Below are 18,438 nucleotides of genomic sequence, written 5' to 3'. Positions count from 1 at the left end.
GTCTTTAATTACAATTTAGCTTAATAAAGTTCATTACAAAATACATTTTCTTCAAAACACAAAATAGAAAGGGTTTGTAAAAAAAGCTCATTGGCTTCTTTATTCTCTGGAAAAATAGCCTTAGCTAATTTAAATTCTGAATATGCACCTTTAAGATTATTATTTTGTAATCGGCGTTTTCCAGAATTCATTAAAAAATTAAACTCGTTTGTATTTTTAGTGACTTTTAGTTGTCTAACGTATTGGGAATGTTCAGTTTCGTATTTTTTCCAAGCAGGAATTTTTAGAGCGACTATCGAAATAAAAATTACTAACAATACTATTGCAAACAAATAACTATTTGAAGATTTTGAAGGCTGAAATTGAAACTTATTTTTATGTGTTGGTATTTTGGTAAAAGAGCCTTTTCGCTCCACAGAATATGGCCGGCGCGGTTGCATCGTATAAATCCATTTCTGCATACCAAAACCCATGAAACTCATACTTAAGACTTTATAGTATAAGTCTGTAATTACATAGGTTTGTTACAAATTTAAGGTGAGAAATTTGTAAAATTATATGATGCTAAAAACGAGTTCAGCACAAAAAAATTGAATTAATTTCCCAAAGCCTTTAAAGAATCTAGTTTGCGTTGTAAAGCTTCAATTTGTTGAGAATTATCATTGATTTTTGGCATTACATTTAACGAATCTAAAGTTTGCTGAATATCTTTATCATCCACTTCTTTTTCTTTAAAATAATAGCCAATACCTTCTTCAGCACGCCATGCTTCATTGAGTTGGTTATAAATTTTTTCATCCCAAGTACTTGGGTGTTTTACATCTATCCAAATAACATCGCGGTATTCGCTATCTACCAAAGCCAAATCTGGTGTTGCAGAACCATCAAACTGTCCTTTTTTATTTATTGCAGAAACTGTACCTAGAAAAAACATTCGCTTTCTACCCGCAATATCTTTAATGTATGGTCTAAATTCCACAGGTTTGTTGGCATCCCAATCAAACTCCTTACGTGATTCTACAATTTTTAATGGCATTGCCGATACGCCTGCATAACCTTGTTTTTTACTTGCGTGGTCATAATAATATAATTTATCTGTTCCGTCTGCAGGAATAAATACACTGTAGCTTAAGCTCGTACGCTCATCACCTACTGGCTCTAAACCAAACCAATGGTACAAACCGCTGTATGCATCAGAATTATGACCTGCAAAATCGAAATCTGTTACATAAGGTTGTTGATTTTGGTCCTCAGGCATTTCTGGAATTTTTACAGCGGTTTCCATATTCCATGGCAAAGGATCACTAAATCCACCTAAAAATTTTAAAGACTCTGCTTGAAGCTGAGACACTTTTTCGGACAATGTGTTTTGTTTTGTTAAAAATGGATATTTTTTAATGTCTTCAGGAGCAACAAAAGTTCCTTTTCCGATAGTAATCCTTTCCAGATAATCATTAAAATCATGTTCTCCGTTGTCAATAATCATTACACCACCAAATGTTGGATACGGAAAAAAGAAGCCTTTCCACTTAATTAAACTAACAACTTGTACCCATTGGTCACTATCGTTTTTCATGTAAAACGTATCACTTGGCTCGTAATTAAAAAGCATCCATGGATTAAATCGCTGTACCACAGCATTATACGTGTTTCGGCTAAATTTTAAGGTTTCACCAATAGAAAATGTTACCGGAATTCGGCTTTCGTTAGAAAATCTAGGAAATGGTGTTGTACTGCTTACAGAAAATACTTCTTCGGAATTGTCACTAATACGTTGCATTACATATTTCTGACTCGGTTGAATAGCCATTGTCCATTTATTTTCATCATCGACTCTCACTAAATGAGGAAGTGAAACGTCTTTGGTTTCGCCTACACTTTCATTCGCCATAGAAAAAATGTTGCGTAATGGTTGAATGCGTTCATTTTGTGTTAGTGGTAATTCGTTAATTTCAACTTTGTTTAAATGGTTAAATACGTTATAAGTTTTCATATAATCATACATACCGTAATGCCAACCGAAGACATATAAAATCCCGAAAAATAAAATCATTAGTCCTAAAATACCCAAGCGAGATACGGTACTAGCTGTTTTTCTAAATTTGCGCAATCCAAGAAAAAGTATAAGTGCACAAATTAAAATCACGAATATAAATTTTCGTAAAAAAAGTAATGCTGGTTGATAATCGTCACGTAAAACGAATAATAAAACAAGTAAAATCAAACTGAGTAATACAGTGATAACTTTTTGCTTTCGTCCTTTTTTCCAGTAGTTTTTAATCATTTCGAATATTTTGGTCCCGTTATTCTGCGAACATTTCCCCAAAGGGTAAAATAGGGATTTTGAGTTTTATTCCCGTTGGGAAGGATTGGGATGGGCATTTTACATCAATCCCTTATCCTTTAAACGTTCTCTAGCTGATTTACCATCAGAATCTAAATCTTTTGAAGGCCTAGTTTTAATTTCGTCTTTAGCGACTTCAACAACTTTGTAATCTCTGTTTTTTAAATCATCAATGAGGTCTTTGCCTTTTTCAACTGCATCGTCAACAAGTTCAGAAACAGAATGACTTTTTTCTTCAATAACTTCTGAAGATTTTAAGACGAAGCTTGCGAGGTATGTTCCTAATAAAGTTCCTGCTGCAAACGAAGAAAATGCAGAAATACCATTATAGCTAGAGAACACAGTAATCGGTGTTAAAAATTCAACAATTAATGCTGCAATTAAAACTAAAGTCACAACAAAAATCAACCTCGGTATAAAAGCTTGTTTGTAAACAAAACCCTTAGGGTTATCTAGTGACATTTGTAATTCTTTACTATTTACAATTTTATTGAGCGCTCTGTATGCACCATTACCATTAGATTCTCTCCAATACAAGAAAATTCCGAATAATATGGCTACTATAAAAATGACAAGTTCTAATCCCATGGTTTTAGAGTTTTGATGTTCTATAAAATTAGTCTATAAAAACTAAATATTGTTACTAATAGTTTTAATTACCCAATCTTTAAAAGATTCGTCCCAAGTTGCATAATTCTCGTAAAATTGGTCTTTATCATACCAATACAAAAATAAAACGTCCTTTGGTGCTATGTTAATAAGTAATTTCCAGATTAAGTCTTGATGCTTAACATCTAACGATGAATGTGGCTTATGCAATGCAAAATACATTTGTTTATCTACCAAATCTTCAAGTTTATAAGCATTGCTTCTTTCGAGTTTTTCTAAATATAACTCAACACTCATCACTTGTTTACGCGATTTTATATCAATCTTATTCAAATAACTTTTAAAAAGCATTGAATCCGATAAAATATCATTAATTGGATGTTGTATATCCTTTAGGATTTGAGCAAATTCATATTTTTTAATGCGTTCGTATTTTGGTGTATTTACTATATCTTCTAAATTACATTCAATAATTAAATGGTCTCGTAGTTTTTCTACTAATTCAGAATGCGATACATGATACATTAAAACATCGTAGTGCGTGTCTTTTATCGCTTCTTTATATGATGCCATATCTTCAAAAACCACGATAGGTTTTATAAAATCCCTCAAAACATAAACACCACCAAAAGCCTTTGTGTAAAAGGAATTAGTTTCAAACTTAAGATGTGGCAATGTTAAATCTCTACCGCGCAAATCACCATAAGCTTTAGCTGATTCTAAAATTTGAGCTTGCAGCGTTTCATCTATAAAATTATGACCAGTTTTAAACTTTTCAATAAGTTGAAATTGTTCTTGCTGCTGATGATACAGATTATCCATTAAATGGAAGTTAATCGTTATTGTACCGTATTTTAGGACATCTAGCGGTTCATAAAACGTATCTATTTTTTGGTCAAAGTCTATAATAATCGCCGAATCACGTGTAATATCATTGATTTTTTTTGAATAGCTTTTAAAAATCAGCTGCATCATATCGCGGTCAAACGAATGGTATGGCGAATACACCGGCTTACGGTTTTGTAAGGGTGATATTATAATACCATGCGGATTTGAAGGCCCATTACATAGGTAATTGGTATCATTTTTTTCTTCGGCAATTTCTGGACTCCAACCCACACCATCAATTGAAAACTTTTTGAGCTTTGTTTCTGTAAAGCCTAATTTTAAAAGGCATTTGTTGTAACGCTCAACTAATTTTCCACTTACGGGAATGAGTTCACTTCTATATAGATTTGCTTGTTTTAGTTTTTGCATTACTATTCTCTATTCCCAAATTGTGCTCTCGCTTCAGTTTCAATATTTAATTGATTAATTCTAGCGTCAACTTTACGCTTAAAGTCTGTATCGGCAATGGTTGCCACATTATCTAAATAGCGAATAACCTCTTGACGACGAATGTCTGAGAAGTTTAAACCTTTCATATTGGCCTTCATCAATTCTTGAAGCATATTGAATTTAGTCTCATAATCCTTCTTAAAATACTTATCTGGATTATCAAACCAATCTTTTTCCAAATCAAAATCAGTTAAACGTAATGATATTGCTGATTGTATATTACGCACATCGCGTGAGGAAAAGAATGGAAATATCTTTTGTATTTCTTTAAACAATGATGCATAAAACATATGGTCTTTTGGTTGATGCAATTTTTCCACCTTATTAAAAGTATCATGAACTCTTTCCTCTGTTGGCTTTTCTACTGCATTAAGGATGTCTCCCATGCTTTTTGCTAAGCCTTGGTCTGCTAAATATTTGTAGCCTTCAGGGTCATTCATATTAACAAAATCCGGCATTGTATCTTGTAATTTACGCCACCAAATATGGTCTTGATCTAAGAAATCGTGCTCAGTTCGTGCGCCATCTATCTTAAATCTGCCTTGCACACGAGAAATTACGGCCTTATCCAACATTTCTGGAAGGTTTGTGAATAATCCTATAGAACTGTTACCATAGTTTACCGCGTAAGCACCTTCAGTATATCTTAAAAATACACCAATGACTTCTTTAACACCAGCAGAAACGCCTTGAGCGGTACGTTCTTGCAAATTATTTTCGGCATCATCAATTGGTGCAAAAATTAATTTTGTTGGGTCTTGCAAGGGTTTCATCCACTCTACCATTTTTTCAGCTGAACCTCCTTGAAATGTACTAATCAAGGTATCTGGCATAGGATGAAATAAGAACGGAATATCTAAATTATCGCAATGCTCTTTTAGTCGCGTAGCAATAGCTGCAATAAGCATACTTTTACCTGTTCCGGGAATTCCATAGCCCATAAAAACTGGCATAAATCCACCTAATTCTTGAAAAGGATTTTTTTGAGATTCGAAATCATAGCTCAGCATACGTTCTGTTAAACGACGTGCAAAATGCTTAGCATCTCGGTTACCTACAATTTGTTCAAACTGTATTTTATTGAATTCTACGCTTTTGGCTGTACCCTCAAACGTATTACTCCAACCATCGATATCAAAGTCGCTATTTTCTAACTTGTAAGCTCTATCGACGATAGTTTCGGTATATTCTAAAGTGCTTTTTCTGAGTTGGATTTCTCCAATTAAAGCTTCAAAATAAACAACTGTAAAATCGATAACATCTTTGTCTGTTTTAATGATTTCAGGATGTCCTAAATATTTATCGTAGTAAAACAAACTGCAAGAAATTCCTTTTAAAGGCGTTAAAAAAGACACCTCAGGAATACCAGCAAACTTCTGTTTCATGACGCTTAAATCATCAGAAGCTTTAGGTTTTAAGTCGTGTAAAATTTTATAAGCAATCGAGAACAACATAAATGCTGTCGCCGTAAGCATTTTACTTTCGTATTCTCTTTTCCCGTTATTGTCTAAAGCCGATTTGTTTTCTATTAAAGACGATAATCCTGATGCGTCGTAATAACTATCTCGAATCCATAAGCCTAAACCAATACCTTCTTGTACGGCATATAACGTATTATTCAAATGAATTGGAAGTGCAACTGACTCTGGCAACAATCGTTTTTTAAGTTCTAAAATCGTTTTAGAAACCGACGTCAATTCTGTACCGCCATTGCCTTTTGCTCGCGATAAGTAAAGTAAAATAGATTCGTCCTGTGCATCTTTATCTTTATTTCGTGCGCGCTCGCCTTGCTCCCATTGTATACTTTTTATATAGGATGTGGCTTCATCACGAAGCATGTCGAGCTCGGTTTGTTTTATAGGGAATGTTGAATTGTGTTCCAAAGTAGTTTAAAGTTTTAAGTTCTAAAGTTTCAAGTTGAAAATATTATAAATCACTCACTTGAATTGGTGGCTTTGCCAATTTATCAATGACTTTGGGTGTTTTATTATATAATAATTGTATGATACGGTGTGGCGCTAATACAAATTTTTCTTTTTTAATATTTCCCCATTTTTGAAAAGTTTGTTTACTAAAAAAACTACCTTCCTTAAATTCTGAAGTTGACTTAACTTCATCAATTTTCAAGGAGAATGCATAACTTTCAAGAGGGATATCTTTTTTTGAAATCGCATCTAAAATGGCATGTGTAATTTTATTCTCGTCCTTAGCAAATACATTGTGTAATGGTCCTAAATCAATTAATTTTAGAAGTTTAGGTAATACATTTTCTTGTTTGCGGTCAATGGCATAAGCCATGGCATCCAAATTCATTTTTCGGTCTGCAGCTTGTTTTATAGCTTGGTAAATTTCTGCTTTATCTTTTATTGGGTCACGTCCATCGTAATTGAAATACAAAAAGCAAACAAATGGTCTATTATATGACACATCATAAAAACTCCAACTTGTCATATATTCTGCGATTTCTGGCTGTGGAGATTTTAAAATTTTTCCTTGTACAAACCGATTAAAAATAAATTGCTGCTTTACATTGGTATAATAGACTATGGATGCAGCTTGAAAAAGTTTCGATTTTTTAATTGGTTCTTTTTTTCGCATTAACGTATCTAAGAACTCGTCTTGAAGCGTTTCTATAGGTGTTAAACGATTTAGATATTCCTCACGTAATGCTAAATCGTTAAATAAATAACGAAACTCTAAATAATTAGGAAAGCCTGAATCTGTGAGGTCAATTTTCATGTTATCCTCATCGTCGTACATGTATTTAACACGCATGGCTTCGATAGAATACAATAGCAAATCACAGTATTGTTTAAAAAACACCAATTCCTGCTCGCTACACAATTGTTGCTGTTGCATTTTTACGATTAGCTCTTTCACCGTAAAGTCTACCATACGATGATAAAACTCGTACTGCTGCTTGGAGTCTAATTGTGCGGAATCTAAAGGTGTTACTATCATAAATTTAGTATGCAGTATACAGTCCCAGTTAGTAGTCTATAAAACTGCTAACTGAGTACTGCTAACTTAATTTTTACCCTAACAAATCGTCTTCTGCTTGAGGTTTTGGCGCATCGTTGCCGCCAGCATTATCACCTTCAGGATTATTTGGTACGGTATTGTCAGAATTATAATATTCGTCGAAAATAGCTTTCATATCTATGCCGTAACGGTCTGCAAAGTTTTTCTGAATTTCGATATCCTTATTACGGATTTCCTTCAAAGCTTCAGCATAGCTGCCATAAACACCTTGCATCACTTTTTCATGAACCGGAATATTATCCATCATTTCTTGACGTGCTCTAGCACTAGCCGTATGCATAGCCGCCAATGTTTCGCCAATATGCTCATCTGTTTTAACTCCTAAATGCTCTAAGATTGCAGCGAATTCTTGGTCTGTACGTGCTTTTAAAGCCACAACGTAACCATCATAATACTTTAATCTTTCGTCTGTATCACTCTTTAATTTAGCGCGGTGCGTTTGCAAGTTGCTACGTAAAGAGGTCAAGACTTTTATGGTAAGGTTGTGCTTGTGAACGAAACTGTCTTTAGACGCAGCTAAAGTGGTATATGCGTTCTTTAAACCTTCAAGCTCTTCGACCGATTGCTCAAGTTTTGTGACTTTAGATAAAGCTTCAGAATATTCTGTTGATTGCTTATCTGCAACATCTGTCAATGCTTGACGCGCTTGCTTTAATAGAGCATATTCAGCTTCCAACTTATCTTCTACTTCAGCTTTTTTCTCTAAAGCTTTGGTATGATTTTTACTTGCTTCTACAATAGCGTCTTGAAGTTTATCTTCAACTTCTTTAATTTCAACTTCACGGTCTTTAAGACGTTTGATTGCTGCTTGACTTTTAAATGATAATTCATTTAACAAAGTTTGCACATCTGCAGTTTCGATACGTTCTTGAAACATAGCTTTTGCCTTATTATCGGATGCGTCGCGTTCTTTTTGAGCTAAAGCAAGTTCATCTTCGGCATTTTTGATTTTACTTTTTCTTCCCCAAAGATTATTCCACCATGTATCTGGTTTATTTTTAGCATCTTCAAGCTCTACCTTGGCGCGCTCTAAACGTTTAACAGCATCATCGATGATTTTTTGTTCTGCCTTGTTTAAAGCAGAAAAACCTTCGAACATAATACCAACTTCGTCTTGGTAATCGGTTAAATCTTTAATAGCATCAAGAAGTGTAGTTCTATCCTTTTCTGCCATATCTACGACATTGTCTAAGGTAGCATTTAATATTTTTTGACGACTTTCTGGGTCATCTTCTTGTGCTAATTTAGATTTCATTTGGTCTATGGCTTTGCCCCAATTGACATCTACTTTTTCAGGCTTTTCTTGTGAGTTAGTTTCTAATAAGTCAAAATCGTCAGACATATGTTTGATGGTGTTTTTTGGTTGAACAATATTGGTTAAGCAATTTCGGTATTTTTTATGAGTATAAAAAAGGTTCTTATAAAATATAAGTATAAGTTTTTCTAAATTTGTTACACTCTAATTCAATTGAAAGTAAAAGCCTATAAACTCTAGTAAATCTCGTGTTTCGTCTAAGTTTTTTAACACTTAATCGTAATATTGTTCATAATTATTTCTTAAATTATTTATTATGAAACAGTTAAGAATTAGAGTTTTTTACTATATTCGCACTATATCCAAATCTAAATTGACTGAAAATGTTGGGGAATTTTCTTTTATCATCTGCTATAAGTACGCATCAATTAACCTTAATTTTATTAACTGTTTGTTTTGTTTTTATTGTTTTAATTGGCATTGCTATAATTAAAATGTATAAACTTAAGGCTCAGAATAAAAAATTAATGGAGACCAATGCATTTAAGGATGTAGATGAATCTTATAAAGATTTTACGAGTAGTCACCTTTATGACGAATAAAAATACATTACAAAAAAAGCAGCCTAAGGGCTGCTTTTTTTTATTAATTAGTGTAATTATCTAACCAACTTTTTATATTTAATACGTTTTGGCATTAAATCTCCGCCCAAACGTTTCTTCTTATTTTCTTCATATTCAGAGAAGCCACCTTCAAAGAAATAAACTTGAGAGTCGCCCTCAAACGCTAAAATATGTGTGCAAATTCGGTCTAAAAACCAACGGTCGTGAGATATAACTACAGCACATCCTGCAAAGTTTTCCAAGCCTTCTTCTAGCGCTCTTAATGTATTGACATCTAAATCGTTAGTTGGCTCATCTAAAAGTAATACATTACCTTCTTCTTTTAATGTCATTGCTAAATGTAAACGGTTACGCTCTCCACCAGATAATAAATCTACTTTTTTGTTTTGTTCACTTCCAGAGAAATTAAAACGACTTAAATATGCACGAGAGTTAACTTGTTTTCCGCCCATCATTACTAATTCCTGTTCGTCACTAAAATTTTGCCAAATTGTTTTATTTGGGTCTATATTAGAATGCTTTTGATCAACATATGCAATTTTAGCAGTTTCACCGACAATAAATTCGCCTTTATCTGGAGTTTCTTCGCCCATAATCATTCTGAAGATTGTGGTTTTACCAGCACCATTTGGCCCAATAATACCAACAATACCTGCTTGTGGGAGATTAAAGTTTAAGTCTTCGTATAATAACTTATCGCCATAAGCTTTACTTACACCTTTAGCTTCAATAACATTTGTTCCTAATCTAGGTCCATTAGGAATATAAATTTCGAGCTTTTCATCTAATTGCTTTTGATCTTGACTCATTAATTTATCGTAGTTCTTTAAACGTGCTTTTTGTTTGGTTTGACGGCCTTTAGCTCCTTGACGAACCCATTCTAACTCACGCTCTAAAGTCTTTTGACGTTTTGATGCAGACTTACTTTCTTGTGCTAAACGCTTTGATTTTTGGTCTAACCAAGATGAGTAATTACCTTTCCAAGGAATACCTTCACCTCTATCGAGTTCTAAAATCCAACCCGCAACGTTATCTAAAAAGTATCTATCGTGTGTTACGGCAATTACTGTTCCTTTGTATTGTGCTAAATGATGCTCTAACCAGTGTACAGACTCTGCATCCAAGTGGTTTGTAGGCTCATCCAATAATAACACATCTGGCTCTTTAAGTAGCAAGCGACACAAAGCAACTCGACGTCTTTCACCACCAGAAAGTACCGCAATTTTTTTATCACCTTCTGGAGTTCTTAAGGCATCCATAGCTATTTCTAGCTTAGTATCAAGCTCCCAAGCGTTTGAAGCATCAATTTGGTCTTGTAATACCGCTTGACGATTCATGAGTTTTTCCATTTTATCCGGATCGCTATAGACTTCCTCTAAACCAAATTGGTCATTTATACTGTTGTATTCATCTAAGATTGCAACTGTTTCTGCAGCTCCTTCTTTAACAACTTCGAGTACAGTTTTATTTTCGTCTAACTGAGGTTCTTGCTCGAGATATCCAACAGAGTAGTCTTGAGAAAAGACCACATCACCTTGGTAATTATTATCTACACCAGCAATAATTTTTAGTAATGTAGATTTACCTGAACCATTGAGACCTAAAATTCCAATCTTTGCTCCATAAAAGAAGCTGAGATAAATATTTTTTAAAACTGGCGTATTTGCAGACTGAAATGTCTTAGTAACACCAGACATTGAGAAAATTATTTTTTTATCGTCACTCATATGATATACGATTTTTGATTAGTTGATATATGATTCTGTTTGAAAACTTAGATTCATTTATAAATCTAAAATCTTTAAACACGCCCTTTTAAAGCATTAAAGACCCATGCAATACAAAAGAATCCGCCACCTACGGCAGCAAATCCCCAACCAGCTACATCGTCATATCTAAAAGCACCAAGAGCTATTAAACTTAATCCTACAATTATCATTATAGTGGTAGCCCAAGCTAACACTGTGTTTTTATTCATTGCCATAATTTCAATTTTAAGGGAAAACAAATATCGTATTTTTAAACGAAAAAAGCATCCTTAGAAAGAACGCTTTTTGAACCAAAAAATAATATTATTATTGAGACATTGGCACTTCAATAATAATTAAATCTGAAGGTTGTAATGCTTTAATTGTAACTGAATCTAAATCATAAACACCTAAAGCATCTCGATTTTCTAAAGTAAAATCTGCTACCGATAAGCTTCCCTTTAGATTAAAAATATAAAAGCCATTGTTTTGGTCTCGTGGTTTTAATTCAATCTTTTTATTTGTATCTAAAGTGCTTCTGTATATATAGGCTTGTTGACTTATGGGCAAAGCAGTACCTATAAGTTTATCTTTTGGAGCTACTACAGTTTGCAGTTGATTTAATCGTTCTTGAATTGGAAATTTTCGTTGCTCATAATTTGGTTTTACACTCATTTCTTCTGGAATAATCCATAATTGAAGAAAATTAACTTCATCTGTTTTACTATCGTTAAATTCTGAATGTGTTAAACCTGTTCCTGCACTCATTACTTGTACTTCTCCAACTTCAATAGCACGTTTATTACCCATGTTATCTTTGTGAGATAATGCTCCTTTAAGTGGAATAGAAATGATTTCCATATTTTGGTGTGGATGTGTGCCAAAACCCATATTAGGCTGTACAACATCATCGTTTAGTACGCGAAGCATACCAAAATTCATTCGATCCGGATTTTGATAACCTGCAAAACTAAATGTATGATAAGATTTTAACCAGCCGTGGTCAGCGTATCCACGAGTATTTGCTTTGTGAATTATAGTTTTCATAATTTTTTTTATTTTTAATTAGCGGGAAGAAATCCCATTTTTCCCATTTGATAATCTCGCATAGCTTCCATAAGCTCTGTTTGATTATTCATAACATAAGGTCCATATGTTGCAACAGGTTCATTAAAAGGCTCACCTGAAAGAAACAATAGCAAGCTATCTTTATTCGCTTCGAGTTTAAAACCTTCACCATCTTGATTAAACTGAATCAATTGATTGGCGTTAAGTTCTAATATTTCGGAATCATTAATAGTTACTTTTCCCTTTAGCAAATACAACAAACTCTGGTGTTGATTAGAAATATTAAAGTAATCTAAACCTCCATCTTTAGCTGTGATTATGTATGCATTAACAGAAGTTTGAGTTGCAATTTTACCAGCACTACCTTTAAACTCACCTGCTACTATGCGAGTTTCTATTTTCTTATCTTCAGAATAAACGATGTTAAAATCTTCGTGCTTTGCATGCTGATAATTAGGTTGAATCATCTTTTTTTCAGCTGGCAAGTTTAACCATAATTGAATACCTTCTATATAACCACCTTTTTTTACAAACTCTTTTGTTGGTTTTTCTGCGTGAATAATACCACGACCAGCAGTCGTCCATTGTACATCGCCTGCTTTAACGATACTCTCGTTGCCTAAAGAATCGCGATGTAACTGTTCTCCTTGAAACAAAAATGTTACGGGCTCAAAACCACGATGCGGATGCGGACCCAAATCAAACGGATTATTGGTTTCATCGATTTTATATGGCCCGTAATGATGAAGCAATATAAATGGGTCAATCATTTCAATTTGACGAGTAGGCAAAGGCTGTCTTAACCTAATTGGTCCCATATTTACAAAATTACTCTGCCCTATTGTTTTTACGGAGTTAAGTTTCATTTTATTGAATTTTATATATTCCATGGAATATAATTGTGCAAATTTTTATCTAATTTTATCTAATAATTGGCTTAATTGTTCTGCTTCAGCTTCGGTTAAATTCTTTAAAAGATTTTTATTAAAATTATGTGGAATAGCGTCTAGTAGTTCTAAACCTTGTTTCGTAATCGCTATTTTAACCACTCGTCTATCATGCTCTGATGGTAAACGTTCTATACAACCTTTGGTGCATAATTTGTCCATCAACCGAGTAGCATTGGGTGAACGTTCTATCATTCGCTCTTTAATGGTTTGCACTTTTAAAGCTTCTCCGGCTCCTCGTAAAATTCGTAAAATATTGTATTGTTGCGGAGAAATACCGTAAGGTTTAAAAAACTCTGTTTGACAACTACTTACCCAATTTGCCGTATAAATAATATTGAGTAATGCTTTTATGCGCTGATTGTCAAATTTTGAATTGATATCTTTTGCAAAATCACCCATAACTGTTTATTGTAATACATCTTTAAATTCTGACTTTTTCTTAAATACAGCATTAGCAAATGGACAAAGAGGTATAATTTTAAGATTATTCTTTCTTGCATGAGCAACAGCTTCACCAACCAATTTGTAACCAACACCTCGTCCTTGTAAAGACTCATTAACCTCTGTATGGTCTATTATGATTCTATCTTTCCCTGCGTTACTATAAGTCATTTCTGCTAAAACTTTTGATTGATATTCTATAAAAAAACGTCCTTTAGTTTCAAAATTTTGGTGTTTTATTTCCATTTTATAGAGATTTTTCAAAAGTTTGTACTTGCTTACTTAAATCATTATTTAGTTCTTCATTCGTAATTTTTCCGTCCTCAAAATTATCCCCAAAAGATGGCAAAGAAAACTTAGCTACAATGTTAGCAGCATGAATAGGAAAACGATTGGTTGCAGCCGCTAAAACATTTTGTCCGCCTCTAGCACCTGGAGATGTTGCCATTAATAGCATTGGTTTATCTTGAAAGGTCTTTCCTTCTACGCGAGATGCCCAATCAAAAGTATTTTTAAAAGCCCCTGTGTAAGAACCATTATATTCGGCAAGTGATATAATTATTCCATCTGCATTCTTAATTTCATTTACAAAATTGTAGGCCTCTTCTGGCTTTCCGTTTTCGTTTTCACGTTCAGGACTATAAAGTGGCATTTCGTAATCGTTTAAATCTAGAAGTTTTATTTCTACGTTATTGACTAAAGTTGACGCGTATATTGCTAATTGTTGATTTATTGAAGTTTTACTTAAACTTCCAGCAAGTACTATTATTTTTTTCATAGTTGTTATAATTTGATAGTTCAAAAGTAATTAAAAAATATTTATGTTCCAAGGAATATATTTCCATGTAATTATTATTTAACCTTTCATTAAGAATTAACAATTAAAACAAAAGCATATTGTTTTGTAAATTCGTGCAAAAGAAAAAGCACTGATGGATTTAAAATTCAATAAAAACGAAGACCATAATAAACTTTTAGTTTCAGATTTAAAAAAACGCTTATCTAAAGTGAAACTTGGCGGTGGCGAGAAGAGTATTGAAAAGCACCATAGCAATGGAAAACTAACCGCTCGTGAGCGTATTAATCATTTACTAGACCCAAAAGCAAAATCCATTGAAGTTGGAGCTTTTGCGGGCGAAGATATGTACGAAGAATACGGCGGATGTCCTTCTGGCGGCGTTGTTGTAAAGATTGGTTATGTCAAAGGAAAGCAATGTATTGTTGTTGCAAATGATGCTACTGTAAAAGCTGGAGCATGGTTTCCTATAACTGGAAAAAAGAACTTACGCGCACAAGAAATTGCGATAGAAAACAGATTACCCATAATATATTTAGTTGATAGTGCTGGTGTGTTTTTACCTATGCAAGATGAAATTTTTCCTGATAAAGAACATTTTGGTCGCATTTTTAGAAATAATGCGGTGATGAGTAGTATGGGAATTACACAAATTGCTGCTGTTATGGGTAGTTGTGTTGCTGGTGGCGCCTACTTACCTATTATGAGCGATGAAGCTTTAATAGTAGACAAAACAGGAAGTATTTTTCTCGCAGGAAGTTATTTAGTTAAAGCAGCAATTGGCGAAACCATTGATAATGAAACGCTTGGTGGTGCGACCACACATTGCGAAATTTCTGGAGTTACCGATTACAAAGCCAAAGATGACAAAGATGCTTTAGATAAAATTAAAAATATCGTCGATAAAATTGGTGACTTTGATAAAGCTGGTTTCAATAGAATTGACAGTGTAAAACCTTCTAAAAATCAAGATGACATATATGGTATTTTACCAAAAAGTCGCTCTGACCAATACGATATGAATGATATTATAAGTCGTTTAGTGGATAATTCTGAATTTGAGGAGTATAAAAAAGGTTACGGACAGACTATTATTACGGGTTATGCTCGTATAGATGGTTGGGCAGTTGGTATAGTTGCCAACCAAAGACAAATTGTTAAAACAAAAGGTGCAAAAACCAAACCTGCTGAAATGCAATTTGGTGGTGTGATTTATAACGATTCTGCAGATAAGGCTACACGTTTTATTGCCAATTGTAATCAGAAAAAAATTCCGTTAGTATTCTTACAAGACGTTACCGGTTTTATGGTTGGAAGTAAATCCGAGCATGGTGGAATTATTAAAGATGGTGCAAAAATGGTTAATGCAGTAAGCAATTCGGTCGTTCCGAAGTTTACAATTGTTATTGGCAATAGTTACGGCGCTGGTAATTATGCTATGTGCGGAAAAGCGTACGACCCAAATCTCATTGTTGCCTGGCCAAGTGCTGAATTAGCTGTAATGAGCGGAAAATCGGCGGCTAAAGTGCTTTTACAAATTGAAAAAGCATCATTGAAGAAGAAAGGCGAAGAAATAACCAAAGAAAAAGAAGAAGAGTTATTTAATAAAATTAAAGATAGATACGATAAACAAGTATCACCCTATTATGCGGCAGCGCGTTTGTGGACAGATGCCGTAATAGACCCATTAGATACAAGAACGTGGATAAGTATGGGAATTGAGGCTGCAAACCACGCTCCTATTAAAAAACCTTTTAACTTAGGGGTTTTACAAGTTTAAAATGACAAATATTCAAACCGAAAAAAAACAGCCTCTGTACATTATATTATTATTAATATTTGCCGCAGAGGCTATTTTTATTTTACCATTTGTTCTACAACGTATTTTTAGAACAACGTTTTTAGAATCGTTTAATATCACACAAACACAACTCGGTGTTTGTTTTTCGGTTTATGGTATTGTCGCCTTGTTTTCTTATTTGTTTGGTGGTCCACTCGCTGATAAGTTTAAGCCAAACGAAATAATGTCTGTAGCACTTATTCTTACAGGATTAGGTGGATTGTATTTAGCCACATATCCAAGTCTTTACAAACTACAGATACTTTATGGATTTTGGGGATTTACAACCATATTTTTATTTTGGGCAGCGATGATTAAGGCAACAAGAATTTGGGGTGGAAAAAACAAACAAGGGATTGCCTTTGGGTTTTTAGATGGTGGTCGTGGTTTAGTTGCTGCTCTGTTTAGCTCAGTCGGTGTTGTAATTTTTTCACTATTTATAACAAAAGATATTGAATTGACAACTATTGAAGAACGCCGTATTGCTTTTGAAAAAGTAATAACCTATACATCCTATGCGGTAATCGAAGTAGGAATTATTGTTTACTTATTTTTAAAACTTAATATAGAAGATTCTAACAAAACAGAGTCTAATGCCAAACTCATTACACTTCAAAATTTTAAAACCGTTATCAAATACAAAGCAGTTTGGCTATTAATGATAATCATTTTATGCGCCTATTCCGGATATAAAATGACCAATCTTTTTAGTCAGTATGCAGAACAAGTCATGTATTATGATAAAATTGAGGCTGCAGAGGTCGGAACTTATTTGCTATATCTTCGTCCAATTATTGGAGTTGTTATTGGACTTTTAGCTGATAGAACTAGAGCAAGTTTATGGATAATTGTTGGTTTCTTTTTAATGGCAATAACAAGTCTACTATTTGCATCCGGAATTATTACTAACTCAACAAATTTATTATTTGTCCTTTCCATTGGCCTAATGGCTATTGGCGTATATTCAGCAAGAGTTTTATATTTCGCCACATTAGAAGAAGCAAAGATTCCAATAGCTGTTACAGGCACTGCTGTTGGTTTCATATCTGTGATTGGTTACACACCAGATATTTTTATAGGACTAATCAATGGCTATTTTTTAGATAATTACAATCAAGTTGTTGGTCATCAAATCGTATTTGGAGTCATGGGTATTTTTTCGCTAATTGGATGTGTTGCTGCATTTAAATTTTACAATTTTTCCAAAAAAACTTAACTAGGTTTAGAAGCTTTTATCTTCATCTTTAAAATGGTAGCCGCACTTGTATAACCACCTTCTGTACCGTCCACAAAATGAATATGTTTTTTTTCCATGTCTTCAACATAACAAGACATTATTGAAGCGTAGGTAGTATGTAAACCAAAAAGAATATTTCCCTTCTTTTCAATACTTTCTAGATATTTTTTCAAAATATTCATTTGTTTTTGTGTTCCAGAAAGAACTGTAGTTAATGAGCCATCAACCATTATTGTATCAGACAGTTGTGTAACTTGTGATAAGTATTTTTTTCCAGATGGAAAAAATCTAAAATAATAAACACCAATTGAGGTAAGGAGCCAATTTTGGACTAAATAAAATATGTTGTATTTGCCTATCTTTTTATACATTTCCACTTTAATTTTTTTTAATGTGGGTTTTAATTTTAGGTTAAAAGGATTAATTGGTCTTCGGCTTTCTAGATTTCCAAAAACTTTATCAATATTAGAAATAATACTAGCATATATTTTTGCCTGAATTTGTTCATTTTCACAGACCACAATTAAACAAAATACTTTTAAAGTTTCTTTAATCGGTTTAATTTCATCCCATCTACACTCCATACCTTTTAAATTTATAGGTACTATTAGTTGCTCATCTTCAAACGTCGCATTTTTACTTTTCACTAGTGCTTCAGCATATTTTAAACCATTTCCTAAAACTACTGGAATTGTCATTAACTCATTCTGCCGAAGCTTTGTGATTTTTAGCTTGTAACCATTTTCGTATATAGATTTTACGCTTACTTTTCCAATTTTAAGGTTTAGCTGAAACTGTTTTAAAACATGAATTTTATAATTCTCGACCACTTCATAAACTTTATCTATCAATTTTGGAGGTACAATAAAAGTAACGCCATCACCACCAAAAAAGTAAGGTATTTTTGTAGCCTCCTTAATTATTTTTATTTTATTTAAAACGGCAACAATACAACCAGTGGCTGCAAGGTTGACATCATTATGCCTATTGTCTATAACAGCCTTTGAAGAATTCTCAATATCAGTCACAACAACAAACCATGAATTAGGAACATCTTTAAACTTTGATTCTTTTTGAAGAACTGACTGTAAAGATGAAGTAACTGCTTTAATATTTTTATAAAAATGGTGGCTCATTTAGCGAATAT

18 protein-coding genes are annotated in these 18,438 nt (G+C 33.4%); 3 read left to right on the top strand and 15 right to left on the bottom strand.

Annotation, left to right across the window (positions count from 1 at the left end; genetic code table 11):
• Positions 1–20: 20 nt before the first annotated feature.
• The 7 genes from ACFQ1Q_RS00535 to ACFQ1Q_RS00505 all read right to left on the bottom strand — a co-directional run bounded on the left by ACFQ1Q_RS00535 (position 21) and on the right by ACFQ1Q_RS00505 (position 8,675).
• Entirely contained in the window at positions 21–482 is a 462-nt protein-coding gene (locus ACFQ1Q_RS00535) for a hypothetical protein (RefSeq protein ID WP_386126876.1), read from the bottom strand.
• Positions 483–595: 113 nt separating this feature from the next.
• Positions 596–2,284 carry a hypothetical protein gene (locus ACFQ1Q_RS00530; RefSeq protein ID WP_386126874.1) on the bottom strand — a complete coding sequence of 563 codons (1,689 nt, stop codon included), beginning with the start codon at positions 2,282–2,284 and terminating at the stop codon, positions 596–598.
• Between the two features lie 99 nt (positions 2,285–2,383).
• The gene (locus tag ACFQ1Q_RS00525; protein ID WP_386126872.1) at positions 2,384–2,932 is read right to left on the bottom strand and encodes a hypothetical protein; all 549 of its coding nucleotides are present in this window, start codon (positions 2,930–2,932) and stop codon (positions 2,384–2,386) included.
• A gap of 42 nt (positions 2,933–2,974) precedes the next feature.
• On the bottom strand, positions 2,975–4,210 hold the full coding sequence (locus ACFQ1Q_RS00520) for a DUF6638 family protein (protein WP_386126870.1): 1,236 nt from the start codon (positions 4,208–4,210) through the stop codon (positions 2,975–2,977).
• 2 nt (positions 4,211–4,212) lie between these two features.
• Positions 4,213–6,174, bottom strand: coding sequence for an AAA family ATPase (locus ACFQ1Q_RS00515; protein WP_386126868.1), 1,962 nt, complete (start codon positions 6,172–6,174; stop codon positions 4,213–4,215).
• A gap of 43 nt (positions 6,175–6,217) precedes the next feature.
• Positions 6,218–7,252 (bottom strand): hypothetical protein, encoded by a 1,035-nt coding sequence (locus ACFQ1Q_RS00510; protein ID WP_386126866.1) that lies wholly within the window; start codon positions 7,250–7,252, stop codon positions 6,218–6,220.
• Positions 7,253–7,325: 73 nt separating this feature from the next.
• Positions 7,326–8,675 (bottom strand): microtubule-binding protein, encoded by a 1,350-nt coding sequence (locus ACFQ1Q_RS00505; protein WP_386126864.1) that lies wholly within the window; start codon positions 8,673–8,675, stop codon positions 7,326–7,328.
• A 296-nt stretch (positions 8,676–8,971) separates the two neighbouring features.
• Here ACFQ1Q_RS00505 and ACFQ1Q_RS00500 point away from each other — a divergent pair, with 296 nt between their 5' ends.
• On the top strand, positions 8,972–9,190 hold the full coding sequence (locus tag ACFQ1Q_RS00500; RefSeq protein WP_386126862.1) for a hypothetical protein: 219 nt from the start codon (positions 8,972–8,974) through the stop codon (positions 9,188–9,190).
• Between the two features lie 56 nt (positions 9,191–9,246).
• Here ACFQ1Q_RS00500 and ettA read toward each other — a convergent pair whose 3' ends face one another.
• From ettA to ACFQ1Q_RS00465, 7 genes are all read right to left on the bottom strand, one after another.
• On the bottom strand, positions 9,247–10,938 hold the full coding sequence (ettA, locus tag ACFQ1Q_RS00495) for an energy-dependent translational throttle protein EttA (RefSeq protein ID WP_386126861.1): 1,692 nt from the start codon (positions 10,936–10,938) through the stop codon (positions 9,247–9,249).
• 74 nt (positions 10,939–11,012) lie between these two features.
• Entirely contained in the window at positions 11,013–11,195 is a 183-nt protein-coding gene (locus ACFQ1Q_RS00490; RefSeq protein ID WP_028871231.1) for a CAL67264 family membrane protein, read from the bottom strand.
• A 91-nt stretch (positions 11,196–11,286) separates the two neighbouring features.
• Entirely contained in the window at positions 11,287–12,006 is a 720-nt protein-coding gene (locus ACFQ1Q_RS00485; RefSeq protein WP_386126858.1) for a pirin family protein, read from the bottom strand.
• A 14-nt stretch (positions 12,007–12,020) separates the two neighbouring features.
• A complete protein-coding gene (locus tag ACFQ1Q_RS00480; protein ID WP_386126856.1) occupies positions 12,021–12,893 on the bottom strand; it encodes a pirin family protein in 873 nt (290 codons plus the stop codon).
• 45 nt (positions 12,894–12,938) lie between these two features.
• Positions 12,939–13,376 carry a MarR family winged helix-turn-helix transcriptional regulator gene (locus tag ACFQ1Q_RS00475; RefSeq protein ID WP_386126854.1) on the bottom strand — a complete coding sequence of 146 codons (438 nt, stop codon included), beginning with the start codon at positions 13,374–13,376 and terminating at the stop codon, positions 12,939–12,941.
• 6 nt (positions 13,377–13,382) lie between these two features.
• The gene (locus tag ACFQ1Q_RS00470; RefSeq protein WP_386126852.1) at positions 13,383–13,664 is read right to left on the bottom strand and encodes a GNAT family N-acetyltransferase; all 282 of its coding nucleotides are present in this window, start codon (positions 13,662–13,664) and stop codon (positions 13,383–13,385) included.
• A 1-nt stretch (position 13,665) separates the two neighbouring features.
• Entirely contained in the window at positions 13,666–14,196 is a 531-nt protein-coding gene (locus ACFQ1Q_RS00465) for an NADPH-dependent FMN reductase (RefSeq protein WP_386126850.1), read from the bottom strand.
• A 154-nt stretch (positions 14,197–14,350) separates the two neighbouring features.
• Here ACFQ1Q_RS00465 and ACFQ1Q_RS00460 point away from each other — a divergent pair, with 154 nt between their 5' ends.
• Together ACFQ1Q_RS00460 and ACFQ1Q_RS00455 are read left to right on the top strand one after the other, a co-directional pair.
• Entirely contained in the window at positions 14,351–15,994 is a 1,644-nt protein-coding gene (locus ACFQ1Q_RS00460) for an acyl-CoA carboxylase subunit beta (RefSeq protein WP_386126848.1), read from the top strand.
• Position 15,995: 1 nt separating this feature from the next.
• Positions 15,996–17,270, top strand: coding sequence for an MFS transporter (locus tag ACFQ1Q_RS00455; protein ID WP_386126846.1), 1,275 nt, complete (start codon positions 15,996–15,998; stop codon positions 17,268–17,270).
• Here ACFQ1Q_RS00455 and ACFQ1Q_RS00450 read toward each other — a convergent pair.
• Positions 17,267–18,427 (bottom strand): DUF3095 family protein, encoded by a 1,161-nt coding sequence (locus ACFQ1Q_RS00450; protein ID WP_386126844.1) that lies wholly within the window; start codon positions 18,425–18,427, stop codon positions 17,267–17,269. The genes ACFQ1Q_RS00455 and ACFQ1Q_RS00450 overlap by 4 nt on opposite strands.
• Between the last annotated feature and the right edge of the window lie 11 nt (positions 18,428–18,438).

Origin of the sequence: Winogradskyella litorisediminis, assembly GCF_042675765.1 — a bacterium.
GTDB lineage: Bacteria > Bacteroidota > Bacteroidia > Flavobacteriales > Flavobacteriaceae > Winogradskyella > Winogradskyella litorisediminis.
The sequence above is the reverse complement of the archived record's forward strand: the minus strand, read 5'-3'. Positions and strand labels throughout refer to the sequence as shown.

What these genes read in the sequence shown, in the direction of transcription:
- ACFQ1Q_RS00535 (WP_386126876.1), bottom strand. Translation starts at nt 482, where the DNA reads ATGAGTTTCATGGGTTTTGGTATGCAGAAATGGATTTATACGATGCAA.
- ACFQ1Q_RS00530 (WP_386126874.1), bottom strand. Translation starts at nt 2,284, where the DNA reads ATGATTAAAAACTACTGGAAAAAAGGACGAAAGCAAAAAGTTATCACT.
- ACFQ1Q_RS00525 (WP_386126872.1), bottom strand. Translation starts at nt 2,932, where the DNA reads ATGGGATTAGAACTTGTCATTTTTATAGTAGCCATATTATTCGGAATT.
- ACFQ1Q_RS00520 (WP_386126870.1), bottom strand. Translation starts at nt 4,210, where the DNA reads ATGCAAAAACTAAAACAAGCAAATCTATATAGAAGTGAACTCATTCCC.
- ACFQ1Q_RS00510 (WP_386126866.1), bottom strand. Translation starts at nt 7,252, where the DNA reads ATGATAGTAACACCTTTAGATTCCGCACAATTAGACTCCAAGCAGCAG.
- ACFQ1Q_RS00505 (WP_386126864.1), bottom strand. Translation starts at nt 8,675, where the DNA reads ATGTCTGACGATTTTGACTTATTAGAAACTAACTCACAAGAAAAGCCT.
- ACFQ1Q_RS00500 (WP_386126862.1), top strand. Translation starts at nt 8,972, where the DNA reads ATGTTGGGGAATTTTCTTTTATCATCTGCTATAAGTACGCATCAATTA.
- ettA (WP_386126861.1), bottom strand. Translation starts at nt 10,938, where the DNA reads ATGAGTGACGATAAAAAAATAATTTTCTCAATGTCTGGTGTTACTAAG.
- ACFQ1Q_RS00490 (WP_028871231.1), bottom strand. Translation starts at nt 11,195, where the DNA reads ATGGCAATGAATAAAAACACAGTGTTAGCTTGGGCTACCACTATAATG.
- ACFQ1Q_RS00485 (WP_386126858.1), bottom strand. Translation starts at nt 12,006, where the DNA reads ATGAAAACTATAATTCACAAAGCAAATACTCGTGGATACGCTGACCAC.
- ACFQ1Q_RS00480 (WP_386126856.1), bottom strand. Translation starts at nt 12,893, where the DNA reads ATGAAACTTAACTCCGTAAAAACAATAGGGCAGAGTAATTTTGTAAAT.
- ACFQ1Q_RS00475 (WP_386126854.1), bottom strand. Translation starts at nt 13,376, where the DNA reads ATGGGTGATTTTGCAAAAGATATCAATTCAAAATTTGACAATCAGCGC.
- ACFQ1Q_RS00470 (WP_386126852.1), bottom strand. Translation starts at nt 13,664, where the DNA reads ATGGAAATAAAACACCAAAATTTTGAAACTAAAGGACGTTTTTTTATA.
- ACFQ1Q_RS00465 (WP_386126850.1), bottom strand. Translation starts at nt 14,196, where the DNA reads ATGAAAAAAATAATAGTACTTGCTGGAAGTTTAAGTAAAACTTCAATA.
- ACFQ1Q_RS00460 (WP_386126848.1), top strand. Translation starts at nt 14,351, where the DNA reads ATGGATTTAAAATTCAATAAAAACGAAGACCATAATAAACTTTTAGTT.
- ACFQ1Q_RS00455 (WP_386126846.1), top strand. Translation starts at nt 15,996, where the DNA reads ATGACAAATATTCAAACCGAAAAAAAACAGCCTCTGTACATTATATTA.
- ACFQ1Q_RS00450 (WP_386126844.1), bottom strand. Translation starts at nt 18,427, where the DNA reads ATGAGCCACCATTTTTATAAAAATATTAAAGCAGTTACTTCATCTTTA.